We start from the raw sequence: 18,152 nt of genomic DNA on the forward strand, positions 1-18,152 counted from the left end.
TCCTTACAGTTCGATATAGCAGCCGGCCCAGGTAAAGCCTGCACCAAATCCGCTCAGAACGATTTTCATACCCGGCTGCAGCAAGCCCTTCTCACTCATTTCTCCCAGAGCGAGCGGAATACTTGCGGCCGAGGTGTTTCCATATTCCTCAATATTGATATACACATGCTCTTTGTCGATGTGCATGCGTTTGCATACGTTGTTGATGATTCTCACATTTGCCTGATGCGGTACGATCCAGTCGATATCCTCAATGCGTTCCCCTGCCTGTTTCAGTACATCCTCAATGGCCTCCTGCATGGCTTTCACCGCAAAGCGAAAGGTCGCATTTCCTTCCATGCAGACCACGGAGGGCTGATAGGGCTGTTCTGAGAACAAGGGTCTTGGTTTGGGTGCATCACTGTGAATCACACCGGCGGCATCTCCCATACTCCCTGCAAAATGCAGCATACGCTTATTCGTATCCTCCTGCTTCACGATGGCAGCTCCGGCTCCATCCGCAAAAATGATACAGGTGGAGCGATCGTTCCAGTCCAGCTGCTTGGAAATGACCTCGGCACCGATGATAAGGGCACACGTCACCTGTCCTGCCGCAAGCATGGCATGGGCACTCTGCAATGCGTACAGAAAGCCGCTGCATGCCGCATTCAGATCAAACGCCATCATATGCTGATTGTTCAGACCCAGCTTTTCCTGAATCAGACACGCCGTGGAAGGGGTTGTCTGATCCGGTGTGAAGGTTGCTGTGATGATCAGGTCAATCTCTTTAGGATCAATGCCGGATTTGTCGATTGCCATACGGGCCGCACGTGCACCAAGATCACTCGTATTCTCTTCTTCCGAAATATATCTGGCACGGATTCCCGTTCTGCTGGATATCCATTCGTCATTCGTATCGACAAAGGTGCTCAGCTCCTCATTGGTAACGCGGCGTTTTGCCAGCGCATAGCCCAGTCCCTTGATGCTACAGCTCTTCATAATTTGCCCCCATCACTCGATATTTTTCATACCGCTTTGCCAGCAGTACCTTTTCCTTTTTCTTGCACAAATCATCCAGAACATATTCCAGCTGCTCCCGCAGATGCTCGACTACATAGTCAAAGCAGATATGCGCGCCGCCCTTTGGTTCCGCGATAATCGTATCAATGATACCCTTGCGCTTTAAATCCGCTGCCGTAAGCTCCATCACACCGGCTGCCTCTGCCGCTCTGGATTCATCCTTCCACAGAATGCTCGCAAAGCCCTCCGGGGAGAGAATGGAATAGATGGCATGCTCCAGCATCATGATGTGATCCGCAACCGAAAAGGCAAGTGCACCACCGCTGCCGCCTTCACTTAATACGATGGCAAGCACCGGGGTACGGATTTCTGAGAACACTGCCAGACACTGCGCAATGGCTTCCGCCTGTCCGCGCTCCTCGGCACCCTTTCCCGGGTACGCACCCGCAGTATCGACCAGCGTAATGATGGGACGGTGAAACTTCTCCGCCTGCTTTGCCAGTCGGATTGCCTTGCGATAGCCCTCCGGATGCAGCATTCCGAAGTTGCGCTGCATGTTTTCCTCCAGCGTCTTTCCCTTGCTCTGGGCAAGAACGGTTACACTTCTTCCATGAAAGGTCGCAATGCCGCCCTGACAGGCCGCATCATCTCCATAGCAGCGATCACCATGCAGCTCCATGAAATCCGGAAACAGTGCCCGGATATAGTCTGCAGCCTTTGGACGCTTGGGATGGCGTGCCAGATAAACGGTATCCCAGGCATCCAGCTGCAGCATTGCTTCCTCTCGTAAATGATCGATCTGTAAACGCAGCTCATCGGCGTGAGGATCCATGGCATCCAGCTTTGCCAGCTCGGCTTCCAGAACTGCAATGCTGCTTTCTGCTTCCTTTATGCTCATGATGCTCTCCTTTCGTGCAGCTTCAGGATACGCCGCAAGGTATCCCTGCTGTCCTTTCGCTCCACAATCGCATCCACAAAGCCTTTTTCCAGCAGAAACTCTGCCTTCTGAAAGTTGGCCGGCAGCTCCTCCTTGACCGTGGAGGCAATAACACGTTTTCCCGCAAAGCCGATCAGGCAGTCCGGTTCACTTAGAATGATATCCCCCAGCATGGCGAAGCTTGCGCTTACCCCGCCGGTTGTCGGGTGTGTCAGATAGGATATATACAGCAGCCCTGCATCACTGTGCTTCGCAAGTGCCGCACTTGTTTTTGCCATCTGGACAAGAGAGAGGATTCCCTCCTGCATACGCGCTCCGCCGCTTGTCGTAAAAATCAGCAGCGGCAGCTTCTTCTTCGTCGCATATTCGATGCAGCGGGTAATCTTCTCTCCGACGATCTGTCCCATACTGCCCATAAAGAAATTGCTGTCCATCACGGCGATCGCACACGGAAAGCCACCAATGCTCGCTGCACCGCAGACAACCGCTTCCTGCAGACCTGTTTTCTTCTGCAGGCGGGAAAGCTTCTCCTCATAGCCCGGAAAAGCAAGCTGCTCCTTTTTCAGAAAGAGCCTTCGATCCAGCTCGGTAAAGCTGTTTTCATCCACGATCTGGCGCAGGCGTTCCCGTGCGGTCAGCTTCATGTGATGTCCGCAATGGGGACATACATACAGATTGTGCATAAGATCCTCAAACAGGATACTCTCCTTGCATTGTGGACAGCTTTTATACAGATTATCCGGAGCCTCCAGCGGTTCTCTTACCGGCAGAGTACGGCGTTTTTTAAACAGGTCCAGACGGTTCTTTCGTACCTTAAATAATTGTTCCATCCTCTTTCAGCTCCTTTATAAATGATTCCATAAAGCCGGTATCGTAGCGGCCGCCGACAAATGTCGGATGATGCAGTAACAGATACTGAAATTCGATATTGGTTTCCACACCCTCGATCAACAGCTCCTCCAGTGCGGAGCGCATCCGCTTGATGCATTCCAGACGGGTATCCGCATAGGTGATGATTTTGGCAATCATGGAATCATAGTATGGCGGTATTTTATAATCGTTGTATACCGCACTTTCAATGCGCACACGGCGTCCCAGCGGAAAGTTGATAAAGCTCACCTGTCCCGGACTGGGCGCAAAATTATATTTGATATTCTCCGCATTGATACGGCATTCGATGGCATGACCACGGCAGACGATATCCTCCTGCCTATAGGCAAGCTTATGACCATCCGCAATGCGAATCTGCTGCTTGATCAGGTCGATGCCGCATATTTCCTCGGAAATGGTATGCTCCACCTGGATCCGTGTATTCATTTCCATGAAATAGTATTCTCCACGGGCATCCAGCAGAAACTCGATCGTTCCCACACTGTCATAGCCGACACTTTCTGCGGCACGCACGGCATCACGAAGCAGATGTTCACGTACATCTTCCTTTAATATATGGCAGGGCGCCTCCTCCAGCAGCTTCTGGTTGCGTCGCTGACAGGAGCAGTCACGCTCATACAGATGTACGACATTCCCGTGCTTATCCGCCATCAGCTGCACCTCGACGTGCTTCGGCTCAACGATGAATTTTTCCATATAGACGGCGTCATCCCCAAAATTTGCACGGGCCTCCGCTTTCGCCGTATCAAAGGCATCCGCAAGCTCTTCGGCACAATCCGCACGGCGCATTCCGCGTCCGCCTCCTCCGCTGCTTGCCTTGATCAGCACCGGATATCCGATTTTCTCTGCCATGGCTGCGGCATCCTGTACGGTTTCCAACAGATCCTTACTGCCGGGAATGACCGGTACCCCGGCCTCCATCATACAGCGGCGGGCGTTGTTCTTATCTCCCATCTGCTCAATCACATCCGGATTGGGACCGACGAAGATCAGACCACACTGCAGCACCAGTCGGGCGAACTTCGCATTCTCACTCAGAAAGCCAAAGCCCGGATGAATCGCATCACAGGCTGTCATACAGGCTGCGCTTAGGATATTCTTCATATTCAGATAGCTGTCATTGGCTCTTGGACCGCCGATGCATACGGCATAATCCGCAAGCTGAACATGCAGCGCCTCTTTATCGGCAGTGGAATACACCGCAACTGTTTCAATATTCATTTCCTTGCAGGTACGGATGATTCTAACCGCGATTTCTCCACGGTTCGCGATGAGAAGTCGGCGGATCATGCGGCCTCACCGATGCGGATCAGCTCCTGATCAAATTCCACCATCGCTTCATTGGTTATCAGAATCTCCTGTACGATACCATCCATTGGGGAAGGAATTTCATTCATGACCTTCATAGCTTCGATGATACACAGGACATCCCCCTTTTTCACCTGCTGGCCGATTTCTACAAACGGCGTCCCCCCCTGGGAACGGGCATTGTAATAGGTACCGACAAGCGGCGCCTTCACCCAGGTCCCCGCTGCCTTCTTCACTTCCGCTGCAGGAAGCGGTGCAGTCTGTGGTGCTGCTACAGGAGGAAGCGGCTCCGTTATCACCGGTTCCATATGCGCAGCCCTGCTGTCCGCAGCTGCCCCCTTCTCCATTTTTATTTTCATGTCATCCACTTCCAGCTCCATTTTGTGAAGTCCGCTTTCCTCGAAAACGCGGATGATGTCTTGGATCTTATCTGTATTCATGTACTTACCTCCTACGGATTTTAAAAAAGCCAAGGTATCTTGGCTTTTCTCTTGTTTACGCTTTGCTTTCCAGCAGGCTTACGATATCTGCTACGGTAACCAGCTTTGCCAGCTCTTCATCCTCAATGCGTACATCAAATTCTGTTTCCAGCTCCAGAGAAAGCTCCACGGCTGCCAGGGAATCAATTCCCAGATCATCCTTCAGGTTTGCTTCCATTTTAATCATATCTTCGTCGACGTTGATGGCCTCCATCAGTACTTCTTTTACTTTTTCAAACATACTTGTTCCTCCTGTGCAAATTCTCTTTGACTGCTACCAGAATAACACTACTGGTAAAGAATGTCAACTATTTTAGTTTTAGATACTAGATTTAAAAGTAAATAATAACCCTAGTATTGATTACTAGGACGATATAATTCGATAATTTTGACGATATGAATCCCAAATATGCAATATGCTTTGAAATTCAAATGGAATTATATTACTTTGATTGTCAAAAGTAAATAGTTTGAAGTTCAAATATGCATTTTCACATATTTTCCCATAATCAGGAAGACAGTATCTACCCTGCGCTGCATTTTCCTGCACTTCCCCTGTACATACACGGAGAAAGCAGCACCATCCATCAGACATTACCTGTATTTATAGAGATATTAGGATTGCTTATACATTTGTGAACATATTCACTTCGCCAGGGAAAGGGATTACAATATCTTAAGTACCGGTATGCATGACATGCTCTGTCCATGCATATGGTGGTTGTAAACATAGAGGAAGCACGTGAGGAGGACGACATATGTCATTTCAACTAACACTCGAGGAAGTGAATCAGGTTTTCGACACACTTCGGCAAAGCTATCGGATTTATGCTCCCAAGCGACTGAAGAATGCGGGACGCTACTGCAATACCGATCTCATCCGCTATCAGGAAATCCGCAGTATGGAGGAAATCGAATGGGAACAGCGCAGTGACTATTCCCCGAAGGAGGTTTTCTACCCGATCAACCAGACGCTCTTTCATTTCACAGAGCATTATTTTCTGGAAAGTCAGGCAGATGAAAAGGACCTGCTGATATTTGCACGAAGCTGTGATATTCACGGCATTAAGCGGCTGGATAAGATATTTCTGGAAAACGGGCCGCAACCGGATCCCTATTATAAACGAATGCGGGACAAGGTGCATTTCATCCTGATGGAATGTCCGGAAAACGGCTGGGAATCCTGTGCCTGCTGTTCCATGGGAACAAATGTCACAGACGAATATGACCTTGCCATGCGTCCGCTGAAGGAAGAGGGACGCGTACTGGTGGAATGTCGCAGCGAACAGCTTGCGCATCTGTTTTCAGCATTTGAACACGCAGAATTTCAGCCGAAATTTGTCAGGGAAAACAAAACGACCATACAGGTGCCGGATATCCGTGAGGATATGGTAGACTCCATCCGTACACTGGAAATGTGGAAGGACTATCAGAGTCGCTGTATCGGCTGCGGTGCCTGCAATTCTGTCTGCATCACCTGTTCCTGCTTCAACACGGTGGATACGCCCTATACGGAAAACGGAAAGAGCGGAGAACGCCGCCGGACATGGACCGGCTGTATGAACGATGATTTCACGACGGTAAACGGCGGTCATGCCTTCCGGGATGAGTATAAGGACCGTATGCGCTTTAAAACCATGCACAAGGTATATGATTTCAAAAAACGCTTTGCCACGGACTATCAGATGTGTGTAGGCTGCGGCCGCTGCGATGATATCTGTCCGTCCTATATATCCTTTACGCACATCATCCAGCGTCTTCATGACGAGGTAGAACACATGAAGGAGGAGAAATGATATGAACAACCCATGGCTGCCGCAGAAGCACCGCATCCTGAATATCATAGAGGAAACCGATCTGGAATCCACCTTTGTTGTCGAATTCAGGGATCCGCAGATTCGGCATGGACAGTTTTTCCAGCTTTCTCTGCCGAAGATCGGAGAAGCTCCGATTTCCGTATCCAGCTTTACCGACTCCACCGTGGAATTTACGATTCGCAGAGTCGGCACACTGACCAATGTCCTGTTTGATCTTCACGCAGGGGATGATATCTATATCCGCGGTCCCTATGGCAACGGCTTTCCGCTGGAGGAATTCAAGGGAAAACACATTGCTGTCATCGCCGGAGGTACCGGCGTGTCCCCGGTGCGCAGTACCCTGCATCATTATCTGAACAATCCGCAGGACTGCAGAGATGTTTATGTCATCGCAGGCTTTCGGGATGCACAGCATGTTCTGTTTGAAAACGACCTGCGCCAATGGCGGCAGGCGAAGCATTTCCATACAACGCTGACACTCGACCACGGAGAACGCGAAGGCTTTCAGGAAGGCTTTGCGATGAATTATGTTAAGGATATCCCGTTTCAGGATTTTGGGGAGGAATATGCCGTTATCCTTGTCGGCCCTCCTGTCATGATGAAATTCACCGCACAGGAATGTATGAAATACGGCGTGACAGAGGACCATATCTATGTTTCCTTTGAGCGGAAGATGTCCTGCGCCCTTGGAAAATGCGGACACTGTAAAATCAATGAAACGTATGTTTGTCTGGAAGGCCCTGTCTTTCCGTATACCAAAGCCAAAGGGCTTGTGGATTAGGAGGTAAACGATATGTCACAGGATATGAATATCAACGCCCTTCGTACCAACTGCTTCCGTCAGTCCAAGGTCAAGGGTGAATACATGCTGCAGATGCGTGTTCCCGGCGGTCTGATACAGGCAAAGTATCTGAGCTTCGTCGAGCATCTGGCAGAAGCATACGGAGACGGCACCTTTCATTTTGGTTCCCGCCAGTGTTTTGCCATCCCCGGCATCAAATATGAGAATATCGATGCCGTCAATAAAGAGCTGAAGGACTATCTGGAGGATGTTGAAATCGCCCAGTGCGGTGTGAAAATGGAAACCGATGCCGGCTTTCCGACCATCGGTGCCCGCAATGTCATGGCCTGTATCGGCGGTATCCACTGTATCAAGGCGAATATCAATACACAGGATATGGCAAAAAAGATCGAACAGGAGGTATTCCCGAGTCATTATCATATCAAGGCTGCGGTTGCCGGCTGTCCGAATGACTGCGCCAAGGGACACTTCAATGATTTTGGAATCATCGGTCTGACAAAGCCGACATATCACAGCGATCTGTGTATCGGCTGCGGCTCCTGCGTAAAGGCCTGCGAATCCCATGCGACAAGAGTGCTCAGTCTGAAAAACGGCAAAATTGAAAAGGATACCTGCTGCTGTGTCGGCTGCGGAGAATGTACGCTGGTATGTCCGACCAATGCCATGCAGCGAAGCCCGAAGCCGTTTTATCGAATTCTGATTGGCGGCCGTACCGGAAAGCAGTACCCGCGAATGGGAAAGACCTTTGCAGATTTCCTGAGTGAGGATGCCGTTCTGGCAATCCTGCGCAACTGGCAGGATTTCTCCGCTGAGGTGCTGAAGGGACAGCCGCGCTATCTGCATGGCGGTCATCTGATTGACATGGCGGGCTATGAAACGTTCAAGGAGCTGATGCTGAAGGATGTCAAGCTGAATCCCGAGGCAAGAATTGCGGAGAATCTCTATTTCGCAGAAACAGAATATCGGGGAAGAATTCACGTCAAGCCTGTGAAATAATTTTGAGCCTTCCATGATATTCCCTACCTGAAGCATGTTCCCTGTATAGCGATACATCCGGGTATTACTGCCCGGATTTCTTCATTCTGCACACTTTTCTTATTTTTTCTTATAATTCATATACTTTTTATACAACATATGATATAGAAAAGGCAGGAAGGAGGAGCATTTCATGAAACGATCTGATTTCTTCACAATGGAAAACGGAATTCTGCATATCACATCCAACGCTCATACGTATCCCCTATCTACACTGATCAGAACAGAGCTGCTGCTCAGACCACTCAGTCACAATAATCTCAATACCATACTAAACGGCACGCTGTTCAGCGGAAACGGCTATGAGCCCCTGAACATCTATCTTCGTCTGCAGTTTCAGGATGGGACAAACGAGGACATGCTGTTAACACCAAAGCCTGTCATTCGCCATAATCTGGATTATTATGAGATTGTACGGCGCGGACGCAAGCTGCAGGAAATACTGAATTACTGGCTTCGGGAGATAGAAGCCACAGGAAAACCTGCGGCACAGCCGCTTTAGGCTTTCTTAATCCGGAATACAATCGCTTATATAAGCAGATTGTAAAAGAGCGGATGCCTGCAGGCATCCGTTTTTTACCGTATACACCTTCCTGCAGTCAGCGTGCAGGCAGCACATCATAGCATTTTCCCCTTCCCTGACAACGCCTGCGTATAAACGAAATCCGCATACTTTTACAGGATTGATTCGCAAATCCGAATTCTTTTCATAAACTGCAGGAAAACATGCTACAATAAGATACTAGAGGAGTGATGTCATGCAGCAGGTTATCATCGTTCTGGCGGATACCACAGAACAAGCAGAGAAAAACGAGGAATTTATTGAGCTGGTACAGGCAGCCGATATGGAAATAAAGGAAACCTTTAGACAGAATCTGAAAAGCATTACGCTGAGAACCTATATCGGTACCGGTAAATGTGAGGAAATTCGTGCATACCTGCAGGAGCAGGAAATACAACGCGTTGTGTTTAACCACGATCTGAGTCCCTTGCAAATCCGCAATCTGGAGGAAAGCCTACAGACGCCGGTCATGGACCGAACAGAGCTCATTCTCGCCATTTTTGAAAGCCGGGCAGTCACACGTACCGCAAGACTGCAAATCGAGTGCGCACAGCTGAAGAAGCTGCTTCCACGTCTGATTGGTGCCAATACACAGCTGGGAAGACAAAGCGGCAGCGGAAAAAACAAGGGTGCCGGAGAAAAGCAGCTGGAGCTGGATCGAAGAAGAATCAATGCACGGATTCAGGAGCTGCAAAGAGAGCTGAAGAAAATAGAGGCACAGCGCTTCAATCAGCGGCGGGCAAGACAGAAATCCATGCTGCCGCTCGTATCGCTGGTCGGCTATACAAATGCCGGAAAAAGTACCATCATGAATATGCTGCTGGAGCACAGCAGTCCCTATGAGGAGGATAAAAAGGTACTGGAAAAGGATATGCTGTTTGCCACTCTGGACACCAGTATCCGCCATATCGATCTGCCGGATGGAAAATCCTTTCTGTTGTCCGACACCGTCGGCTTTGTTTCCGATCTCCCTCATGATCTGGTGGAGGCCTTCCATTCCACACTGGAGGAGGTGCAGTATGCTTCCCTTCTGGTTCAGGTCGTAGATGTATCCAGTGAGGAATATGCAAGACAGATGGAGATCACACAGGAAACGCTGCAGCAGATCAAGGCTGCTGACATCCCGATGATTACCGTCTATAATAAGTGCGATCAAAGCGGATATCAATATCCGCAGGTACATGCGCATGATCTATATATGAGTGCCAAAGAAAAAGCCGGGCTGCAGGAATTACTGGACTTGATCCACAGTCACCTGTATCCGGATGAAAAGCATGTGGAGCTGCATATTCCCTACCAGCAGACCGGTATCTATTCCCTGCTGATGAAGCATGCACATGTCATCAGCCGCAGAGATGAGGAAGATGGTATTCATCTGGATGCAGTGCTATCAGATACGCTGTATCAAAAATACCGCAACTATGTCATCTGCCTGAAAGAAGAAGGATGACAACGCTGTATCCAGCATGAATTGCTTTTATGCCTATCGGTTTACAGGATGAAAAAACTGGAGAATCAAAAAAACACGCAGCCTTGCTGATGCGCAATCTTACAGTATGAGGGCTGACAGCTGATCCAGGACAAAAACGGATAATCGGTTCACACCGGCTATCCGTTCTTTTTATATGCTATAAATTCATTATCTCTTTTCAATTCCTGTACTAGAAGTCCACCTCTGTATCATAATAGCAGCACTTCAGAAGCTTGACCATTTCCTCCTGACTTGGCTGCCGCGGGTTGCTGCCCGTGCAGGCATCCAGAATGGCATTTGCCGCGATATCCTCGACACGTGCCAGGAATACGTCTTCACTTACAAAGCCTTCTTCAGCAGGTAATCCATCTTTTCCATAATGTGCGATACAGTGCGGAATATGCAGTGCATCACTCATTTCACGCAGGTAGGCAATCAAAAGCTCCACCTTTTCCTCATCACTGGAACCGCCCAGATGCATATAGTCCGCAATCACACCATAGCGCTTTCTAGCTGCTTCGTCCTTCGCATTGAATTTAATAACCTTTGGCAGATACATCGCATTTGCCGCACCGTGAATGATATGGGCTCCCTGATCTGCGAACACTGCCCCTGTCTTATGTGCCATGGAATGAACGATTCCCAGGAGTGCGTTGGAGAAAGCCTGTCCAGCCAGACACTGTGCATCATGCATCGCCGCACGGGAATCCATATCCCCGTTATAGGATTTTACCAGATGCTCCTTGATCATTTCAATCGCATGAATTGCCAGCGGATCGGTAAAGTTGCTGTTGGCTGTGGAAACATAGGCCTCCACGGCATGTGTCATGGCATCCATACCCGTATGTGCGACCAGCTTGATCGGCATCGTCGTTACCAGATCCGGATCGACGATTGCTACATCCGGTGTAATCTCAAAATCCGCAATCGGATATTTAATACCCTTTTGATAATCTGTGATGATGGAGAATGCGGTAACCTCTGTTGCCGTACCGGATGTAGATGAAATTGCACAGAACTGTGCTTTTCTGCGAAGCTTCGGTATACCGAACACCTTGCACATATCCTCAAATGTAATTTCCGGATACTCGTATTTGATCCACATCGCTTTTGCCGCATCGATCGGTGATCCTCCACCCATCGCAACGATCCAGTCCGGTTCAAATGCAAGCATTTCATCCGCCCCGCGCATAACGGTTTCCACTGACGGATCGGATTCGATGCCTTCAAATAAGCGAACCTCCATACCGGCTTCCTTCAAATACGCAACGGCACGATCCAGAAAACCTCCGCGGCGCATGGAACCTCCGCCGACACAAACGATTGCCTTCTTACCTTCCAGTGTCTTCAAAGCCTCCAAAGCACCTTTTCCATGATACATATCTCTTGGCAATGTAAATCTCTGCATGTCTGTTTTCCTCCTTATAGGGCTTACAAAACCCTTTCTATAGTTACATTCTACGCCTAAACCTATCGAAAAACAACCACTTTGTGTATATTTTCACAAGAAATTCATTCTTTCATAAACAGGAGCCGGATCAAAGCGAATATAAAAAAGAGACACCCGCATTGATGCAATGATCGGGTAGCTCTTTCTGACCTTCCAAATAGATTAGGTTATACATAATCCCATCCTTATTCGTGGTATCCTTTGACACATCAACATTATCCCTGCGGCTGATATATGCTTTCTGTTGGATAGGAAACAGAATCATTCGCTGTAATGTAAATCGTCTTTCAAAGAAACGCAGTGTATCACCTTTTCAGCTTCCCGTAGGTATCGGAAAGCACCGCAATCAGATCACCCGGCTGGATGCTGTAGGCATCCATTCTCTGTATGAGCTCATCTGCCGCGCAGGCATGGACATATACAGCGGCTGCCGCTGCCTGCAGCGCCTCTTTTCCCTGTGTATACAGTCCTGTCAGAATACCGCACAGCACATCCCCGCTGCCCCCCTTGGCAAGTGCATGATTGCCGGCCGTATTCATATACATATCGTCTTTCCTGCAGATGATCGTATGCTGATCCTTTAATACGAGCACGGTATTCTCATACCGCTTCACAAATTCCATGGCACACTGCAGAGGGTCCTTCAGCACTTCCTTCACACTGCAGCCGCACAGATAGCTCATTTCCTTCGGGTGCGGTGTCAGGATCGTAACCGCTGGACGATGCAGCAGCTCCATCAGCTTCCCTGCCTCATACAGGGCATCCCCATCCAGCAGACAGGGACGATCACTTTCCAGCACAGCACGAACCATCGCCTGTGTCACCTCACCCCGTCCCATACCGTTTCCAATGGTGATCATATCATATGCATTCAGATTGCGCTTCAACAAATCAACGGAAATCATAGAAAAGCTTCCATTCATTGACGGAGCCGGCAGCAGCATGCTCTCCTCCAGCTTCATGGAAATAATCTCAGAGATGCAATCCGGCAGAAACAGCGTCAGCGTCCCTGTCCCACTCTGCAGCGCAGCCTTCGCCGCAAGCGTTATTGCCCCGTGCATATAGGAGCTGCCTCCAACCATCATCACCCTGCCAAAGCTTCCCTTGTGGGAATGTGCATCCCGCTTTGGAAGAAATGCCCGCACAGTATCCTCATCCAGCAAATGAATGCTGTGTTCGATATTGGCTTTCACAGCTTTGGGAAGCGTTATATTTTTAACGATGATATCCTTGCAATAGCTGCTGCCCGGATACAGCAGCTGTCCCCTTTTCAGACATTCAAAGGTGATGGTTACATCACTTTGTACGGCACAGTTCATAATGCTGCCGGTATCCCCGTTAACTCCACTGGCAATATCGATACTGATGACATGCTTATTCAACAGATTCAGATACAGAATCAAAACATCATAGAAGCCTTCAATATCGCGTGACAGTCCCGTTCCAAACAACGCATCGACAACTACCTGTGCCTCATCCAGTGCCGGCTTGATCATCTCCATGTCCTGCGTCCTCATGATTTCTATACCATAGCTTTCCGCAATTCTGGCATACACAGCCTCATCATGACTCATACGGTCATAAGGAACACTGCAGTGGATACGGACATGTGAATAGCCCTCCTCCACCATGAGACGTGCAAGGGCAAAGCCATCCCCGCCATTATTTCCCGGACCGCACAGGATCATGATCCGGCTGTCCTTTGCGACATGCTCGCGGATATAGTCCATAACCGCCATCGCTGCATGCTCCATCAATATGATACCGGGAATGCCGTATTCATGAATCGCCTCCGCATCCATTTTCCGCATATCCTCTGTATTTACGATTTCCATAAGCTCCCTCCTCACGCTTTCGTTACCTATATTATAATAGCAATCAAAAAAAATTGCATTGAAATTATAAAAGGAAGTGTAAATATAAAGGAATGTTTCATTTGTGAATTTTTTATCTTTTTTCGCTTTGAAACAGTTGTGATGCGGAGAATGTTGCGTTATAATAGTAAACGACTTATAAAGAACCTGTGAGGGATACTATGAAAAAAACAGTTGTATTGGGAGTCAGCGGAGGTATTGCGGCCTTCAAGGCGGCACAGCTGACCAGCAATCTGATCAAGAAAGGGTATGATGTGGAAGTCATTATGACACAGAATGCCACGGAATTCATCACCCCCTTGACCTTTGAATCACTAACAAAGCACAATGTGATGGTTTCCACCTTTGAAAAGGTGGCGGATCGCAGTGTTAAACATATTTCCATTGCACATCGTGCGGATATCTTTGTCCTTGTACCGGCAACCGCAAATGTTATTGCCAAAATTGTTCACGGCCTTGCGGACGACATGCTCACAACGACCTTTCTGGCAGCTGACTGCCCTAAGGTGATCTGCCCTGCAATGAATACCGGCATGTATGAAAATCCAGTCACACAAAAAAATCTGGAAGCCGCAAAAGCACTCGGCTATGAGCTGGTGGAACCGGAGGTTGGATATCTTGCCTGCGGAGATACCGGAAAAGGAAAGCTTGCGGACATCACACATATCGAGGAATGCATTTGCCGTATTTTGGAAACCACCGGACTTCTCAGGGGAAAGCGTGTACTGGTCACAGCGGGACCAACCCGTGAGGCCCTGGATCCGGTACGCTTTATTTCCAACCATTCCTCCGGGAAGATGGGCTATGAGATTGCCAGAGCAGCCCGTGACATGGGAGCGGATGTAACATTGATCAGCGGTCCTGTCCAGCTGAACGTCCCGCATGGAGTTCGCGTCGTGCAGGTTGTCAGTGCACAGGATATGTTTGAAGCCGTACAGAAGGAATATGCAGACTGCGATATCATTATCAAGGCTGCCGCTGTCGGTGATTACCGCGCACAGAAAACAGAAGAAAACAAAATAAAAAAACAGGGAGAATTTCTGGAAATCACCTTTGTGAAAAACCCGGACATTCTGGCATGGCTGGGTGAGCACAGAGTATCAAATCAGATTATTTGCGGCTTTGCAATGGAAACCGAGCATTTGCTGGAGCATGCCGCTGAAAAGCTGAATAGGAAAAACTGCGATATGATCGTAGCCAATAACCTGCATGAACAGGGAGCCGGTTTTCAGGGGGATACCAATGTGGTTACTCTGCTTCAGAAAAATCATACAGAAACACTGGATCTGATGAGCAAATATGAGGTAGGCGTTGAGATACTTACACGTCTGGCTGCTCTCAGCAAGGAAAGAGGAGAAGCCTGATGTTAGTAGTCATTGATATAGGAAACACAAATATTACAATCGGAATCTATCACGGGGATAAGCTGATCGGCAATTATCGCCTGACAACCAAAATGAAACGCACAAGCGATGAATACGGGTTTATGGTCATGAACTTTCTAAATGCCTCCAAGGTACAGCCTGCGGATATAAAAGATGTCATCGTATCCAGTGTCGTACCGAAAATCATGCATTCCTTCCTGAATGGAATCCGCAAATATATGCATAAGGAGCCGATTCTCGTAGGTCCCGGAATCAAAACCGGTATCTCTGTAAAGGCTGAAAATCCAAAGGCCGTCGGTGCCGACCGTATCGTGGATGCAGCCGGAGCCTATTATGAATATGGAGGTCCGTGTCTGGTTGTCGATTATGGCACAGCCACCACCTTCGATTATGTGGATGCGAATGGAAATTTCGAATACGGTGTCATCACCCTGGGAATTGAAACCGGGGCACAGGCAATGTGGACACAGGCGGCCAAGCTTCCGGAAATTGAAATCAAAAAACCCGCAAGCATTCTGGCGAAGACAACAACAACAAGCATGCAGGCCGGACTGGTTTACGGCTATATCGGACAAAGTGAATACATTATCAAGGAATTCAAAAAGGCACTGGGCGTTGACATGAAGGTCATCGCTACCGGCGGCCTTGGGAAAATTATATATAAGAATACGGATGAAATTGATATCTATGATCGTAATCTGACCTTCAAGGGTCTGAAATACATTTACGAAAAGTATACTACAGAGAAAAAGAAATAGATTTCTGCAATAAAATAGTTTATTACCTGATTGCGGGTAATTCAAAACATCGAGAATGTGAAATGATTGTTTTAATCCATAGAATTTGAATTCTCCCTTTTGTAAACAACCTAAAACAAAAAAGAACCATAAAAAATACGTCTGCTCTTCAAGAAGAGGCTATGACTATCGTGCAGCTTATAACGCCACAAGTCATACGACGTATTTTTTTATTTGGTAAACCTCCGTATTCGCATCCATGTGATGTGTGTTACAGCCTTCCTTTATTTCAAAAGCTTCTTCATATAAATCACATCCTCCATCGGATTGTCATAGTACGGCTCCGTTTCCTGAAAGCCGAGGCGCTTATACAGCCGGATGGCACTTTGTAAGGGTTCGATCGTATCCAGTACCATGCACGAATAGCCATCATCCTTCGCAAGCAAAAGAATCGTTTCCACCAGCTTCTGTCCGATTCCCTGGCCCTGATAGGACGGTTTCACATACAGCCGTTTCATTTCACAGCATTCCTTACTCAGGCGATGATACGCTACACAGCCCGAAACACAACCGTCATCCGCAACAGCAGCCAGCAGTCTTCCTTCTGTTCCACTGTATTTGCGTAATAAATCACGCAGTTCTTCCTCCAGCTTTTGAAAGCTTAGATCCCTTCCCAGCATCTGCGTGTATTCCCGAATCAGCTGTTCGACTTCCATCAGACAGGTTGTTCCATCAATCATATGCATAAATTCATCTCCCTGCTAATAACCATATTCTATATTCTGAAAGCATTGTTTCATAACAGTATTGTACTATCTGCATTCCGCATTTTCTACCCTTTCTCAATCTTTTTAGGTTTGTATGCTGTGTCTGCATCTGTGTGGTATAATACAAATAAAGACGAGGAGTTGATTACATGAAACGATTGCCGAACATTCTCGGATACGGCATTGCCTTCTACAAGAAAACCTGTACGATCAAAAGGGGTAAATAATTTTGATAGAAAGCTACTATCTGCTTATTGCAGGAAAACTACACAAACATGTTTAAATTCTCACATTATAAAAAGCTTCTGGTAGAATCCCCATATACCAGAAGCTTTTTTTACCTATACTGAATGTCTGAAAAGGACTGCTGTGTACTGGCGGCACAAAGCGCAGCATAACAGGCTGAATAATCGCATGTATCTCTTCAGCTACCAGTAACAGCCACTGAAATGCGATACCGGCTATCAAAGCCTGCTGATTTCGACCAGAATCCTCTGCCCAAGAAACTGTTCATATGCCTGTATCCAGATATGCAGACTCTTGGTGTCTATGTCTGTGAACAGTGTGATATGCAGCTCATTCACCGTTTTACGCTTCTTTGACCTCCAGATACCGCAAATCCTTCCACACTGAATCACAACACCGGGATTTTGCACTGTTTTCCATACCATGCGCTGTAATTTACAATCCTCCAGAAGCAAAGAGCGGTCCCAAAGGTCGAGAAAAGGATCATGTGGAGAAAGCAGTCGTACGGATTCATCAGTCTGTTGCTTTTCATAGGTATCCTTGTTCCAGATCGAATACTCTCTTTCCTGATACCTCACAGAAACACGTTCATGCTCAGAAAGTGCCCATAGACGCCTTGCCTGCGGCAGCTCCATCCCTGTCCATTTCGCAAAGCCCTTTACATCGCCTGGCCCGTATGCATGAAGAAACCGGCAAACCAGTGCGCAGCACACAGCATCACTGATACTGCCCGTTTTCGAAGCTGCGTTAGGAAAGGATGCAAATGTAGGTGAGCCCTTCTGTCTGGGTCCAAAGGCGATTCCCCTTTGAAAAGAAGCCGGCCGCAACAAAAAGGAAACAATCGCCTCTCCATACAGCTGCCCTTTCGCAAATGGAGAAGCAGACAGCCACAGAGAGTGCAGGGAGGCGGGAATGCGTTGAAGCATGGCAGCAGCCAGCACCTGATCCAGTCGCTGCTTGGACACAACCGGTTCCTTCTCCAGTACCTGCAGGCATTGCATCAGCTCCTGCAACAGCACCGAAAAAGGAACACCGATTTCTTTCTGACAATAGCGCAGCCCGTTTGTATAGATCCAGGACTCCCCTTCCTCTGCACAAAGTGCATCCAGATACACCGCTGCATCATGAAGCGGAAAAATCCACGGTGCACCACGCAGACTCCATGCCTGCATAATCCCCCTGCCCTCATCCAGTTCCTGCTGCAGCTGCCATGCACTGCATGAACGCAGCCGGTTAAACGCCGCACACAGCCACGTACCGGGGGGACTGTTCTGAAACCCGCATACCCCCGCCGCTTCTGGTAAAGAATCTGCCGGAGTAACCAGATGATGTGCCTGAAAAAGATGGCTTCATACCTCTTCCCTTGTGATGGTTCGCATAAGCAGCCTCCCT

At 48.2% G+C, this 18,152-nt stretch carries 16 protein-coding genes and 1 pseudogene; 7 read left to right on the plus strand and 10 right to left on the minus strand.

All coding sequences use genetic code 11. The features are described 5' to 3' along the window. Positions 1-3: 3 nt before the first annotated feature. Genes G4D54_15845 through G4D54_15870 form a run of 6 tightly spaced genes read right to left on the minus strand, consistent with a single transcriptional unit; the run spans position 4 to position 4,855 of the window. Entirely contained in the window at positions 4-978 is a 975-nt protein-coding gene (locus G4D54_15845; GenBank protein ID QJA03801.1) for a ketoacyl-ACP synthase III, read from the minus strand. After that, positions 965-1,897, minus strand: a complete 933-nt coding sequence (locus tag G4D54_15850; protein QJA03802.1) for an acetyl-CoA carboxylase carboxyltransferase subunit alpha — start codon at positions 1,895-1,897, stop codon at positions 965-967. The genes G4D54_15845 and G4D54_15850 overlap by 14 nt, the downstream gene beginning before the upstream one ends. Continuing rightward, positions 1,894-2,766, minus strand: coding sequence for an acetyl-CoA carboxylase carboxyltransferase subunit beta (locus G4D54_15855; GenBank protein ID QJA03803.1), 873 nt, complete (start codon positions 2,764-2,766; stop codon positions 1,894-1,896). Before G4D54_15855 ends, G4D54_15850 begins: the two co-directional genes overlap by 4 nt. Further along, the gene (accC, locus tag G4D54_15860; GenBank protein QJA03804.1) at positions 2,750-4,117 is read right to left on the minus strand and encodes an acetyl-CoA carboxylase biotin carboxylase subunit; all 1,368 of its coding nucleotides are present in this window, start codon (positions 4,115-4,117) and stop codon (positions 2,750-2,752) included. Before accC ends, G4D54_15855 begins: the two co-directional genes overlap by 17 nt. Continuing rightward, positions 4,114-4,575: an acetyl-CoA carboxylase biotin carboxyl carrier protein gene (gene accB / locus G4D54_15865; protein QJA03805.1), complete on the minus strand. Its 462-nt coding sequence runs from the start codon at positions 4,573-4,575 to the stop codon at positions 4,114-4,116. The genes accC and accB overlap by 4 nt, the downstream gene beginning before the upstream one ends. A gap of 55 nt (positions 4,576-4,630) precedes the next feature. Then, entirely contained in the window at positions 4,631-4,855 is a 225-nt protein-coding gene (locus G4D54_15870) for an acyl carrier protein (GenBank protein QJA03806.1), read from the minus strand. A 517-nt stretch (positions 4,856-5,372) separates the two neighbouring features. On the opposite strand from G4D54_15870, the gene asrA reads away from it, so the two are divergent. From asrA to hflX, 5 genes are all read left to right on the plus strand, one after another. Continuing rightward, complete coding sequence (asrA, locus tag G4D54_15875) at positions 5,373-6,410, plus strand: anaerobic sulfite reductase subunit AsrA (GenBank protein QJA03807.1); 1,038 nt, start codon at positions 5,373-5,375, stop codon at positions 6,408-6,410. A gap of 1 nt (position 6,411) precedes the next feature. Further along, entirely contained in the window at positions 6,412-7,212 is an 801-nt protein-coding gene (asrB, locus tag G4D54_15880) for an anaerobic sulfite reductase subunit AsrB (protein ID QJA03808.1), read from the plus strand. A 12-nt stretch (positions 7,213-7,224) separates the two neighbouring features. Beyond that, positions 7,225-8,229: a sulfite reductase subunit C gene (gene asrC / locus G4D54_15885; protein ID QJA03809.1), complete on the plus strand. Its 1,005-nt coding sequence runs from the start codon at positions 7,225-7,227 to the stop codon at positions 8,227-8,229. 172 nt (positions 8,230-8,401) lie between these two features. After that, positions 8,402-8,770: a hypothetical protein gene (locus tag G4D54_15890; protein QJA03810.1), complete on the plus strand. Its 369-nt coding sequence runs from the start codon at positions 8,402-8,404 to the stop codon at positions 8,768-8,770. Between the two features lie 256 nt (positions 8,771-9,026). Continuing rightward, positions 9,027-10,280 carry a GTPase HflX gene (gene hflX / locus G4D54_15895; GenBank protein ID QJA03811.1) on the plus strand — a complete coding sequence of 418 codons (1,254 nt, stop codon included), beginning with the start codon at positions 9,027-9,029 and terminating at the stop codon, positions 10,278-10,280. A gap of 211 nt (positions 10,281-10,491) precedes the next feature. On the opposite strand, the gene G4D54_15900 is transcribed toward hflX, so the two are convergent. Continuing rightward, positions 10,492-11,709, minus strand: coding sequence for an iron-containing alcohol dehydrogenase (locus G4D54_15900; protein ID QJA03812.1), 1,218 nt, complete (start codon positions 11,707-11,709; stop codon positions 10,492-10,494). A gap of 347 nt (positions 11,710-12,056) precedes the next feature. Beyond that, complete coding sequence (locus G4D54_15905) at positions 12,057-13,586, minus strand: NAD(P)H-hydrate dehydratase (protein ID QJA03813.1); 1,530 nt, start codon at positions 13,584-13,586, stop codon at positions 12,057-12,059. 200 nt (positions 13,587-13,786) lie between these two features. Here G4D54_15905 and coaBC point away from each other — a divergent pair, with 200 nt between their 5' ends. Beyond that, entirely contained in the window at positions 13,787-14,989 is a 1,203-nt protein-coding gene (gene coaBC / locus G4D54_15910) for a bifunctional phosphopantothenoylcysteine decarboxylase/phosphopantothenate--cysteine ligase CoaBC (GenBank protein QJA03814.1), read from the plus strand. Then, a complete protein-coding gene (locus G4D54_15915) occupies positions 14,989-15,768 on the plus strand; it encodes a type III pantothenate kinase (protein QJA03815.1) in 780 nt (259 codons plus the stop codon). Before coaBC ends, G4D54_15915 begins: the two co-directional genes overlap by 1 nt. A gap of 263 nt (positions 15,769-16,031) precedes the next feature. Here G4D54_15915 and G4D54_15920 read toward each other — a convergent pair whose 3' ends face one another. After that, complete coding sequence (locus G4D54_15920; protein QJA03816.1) at positions 16,032-16,493, minus strand: GNAT family N-acetyltransferase; 462 nt, start codon at positions 16,491-16,493, stop codon at positions 16,032-16,034. A gap of 485 nt (positions 16,494-16,978) precedes the next feature. After that, positions 16,979-18,139 (minus strand): annotated as a pseudogene (locus G4D54_15925) (winged helix DNA-binding domain-containing protein). Positions 18,140-18,152 lie beyond the last annotated feature (13 nt).

Source organism: [Clostridium] innocuum (genome assembly GCA_012317185.1).
GTDB lineage: Bacteria > Bacillota_I > Bacilli_A > Erysipelotrichales > Erysipelotrichaceae > Clostridium_AQ > Clostridium_AQ innocuum.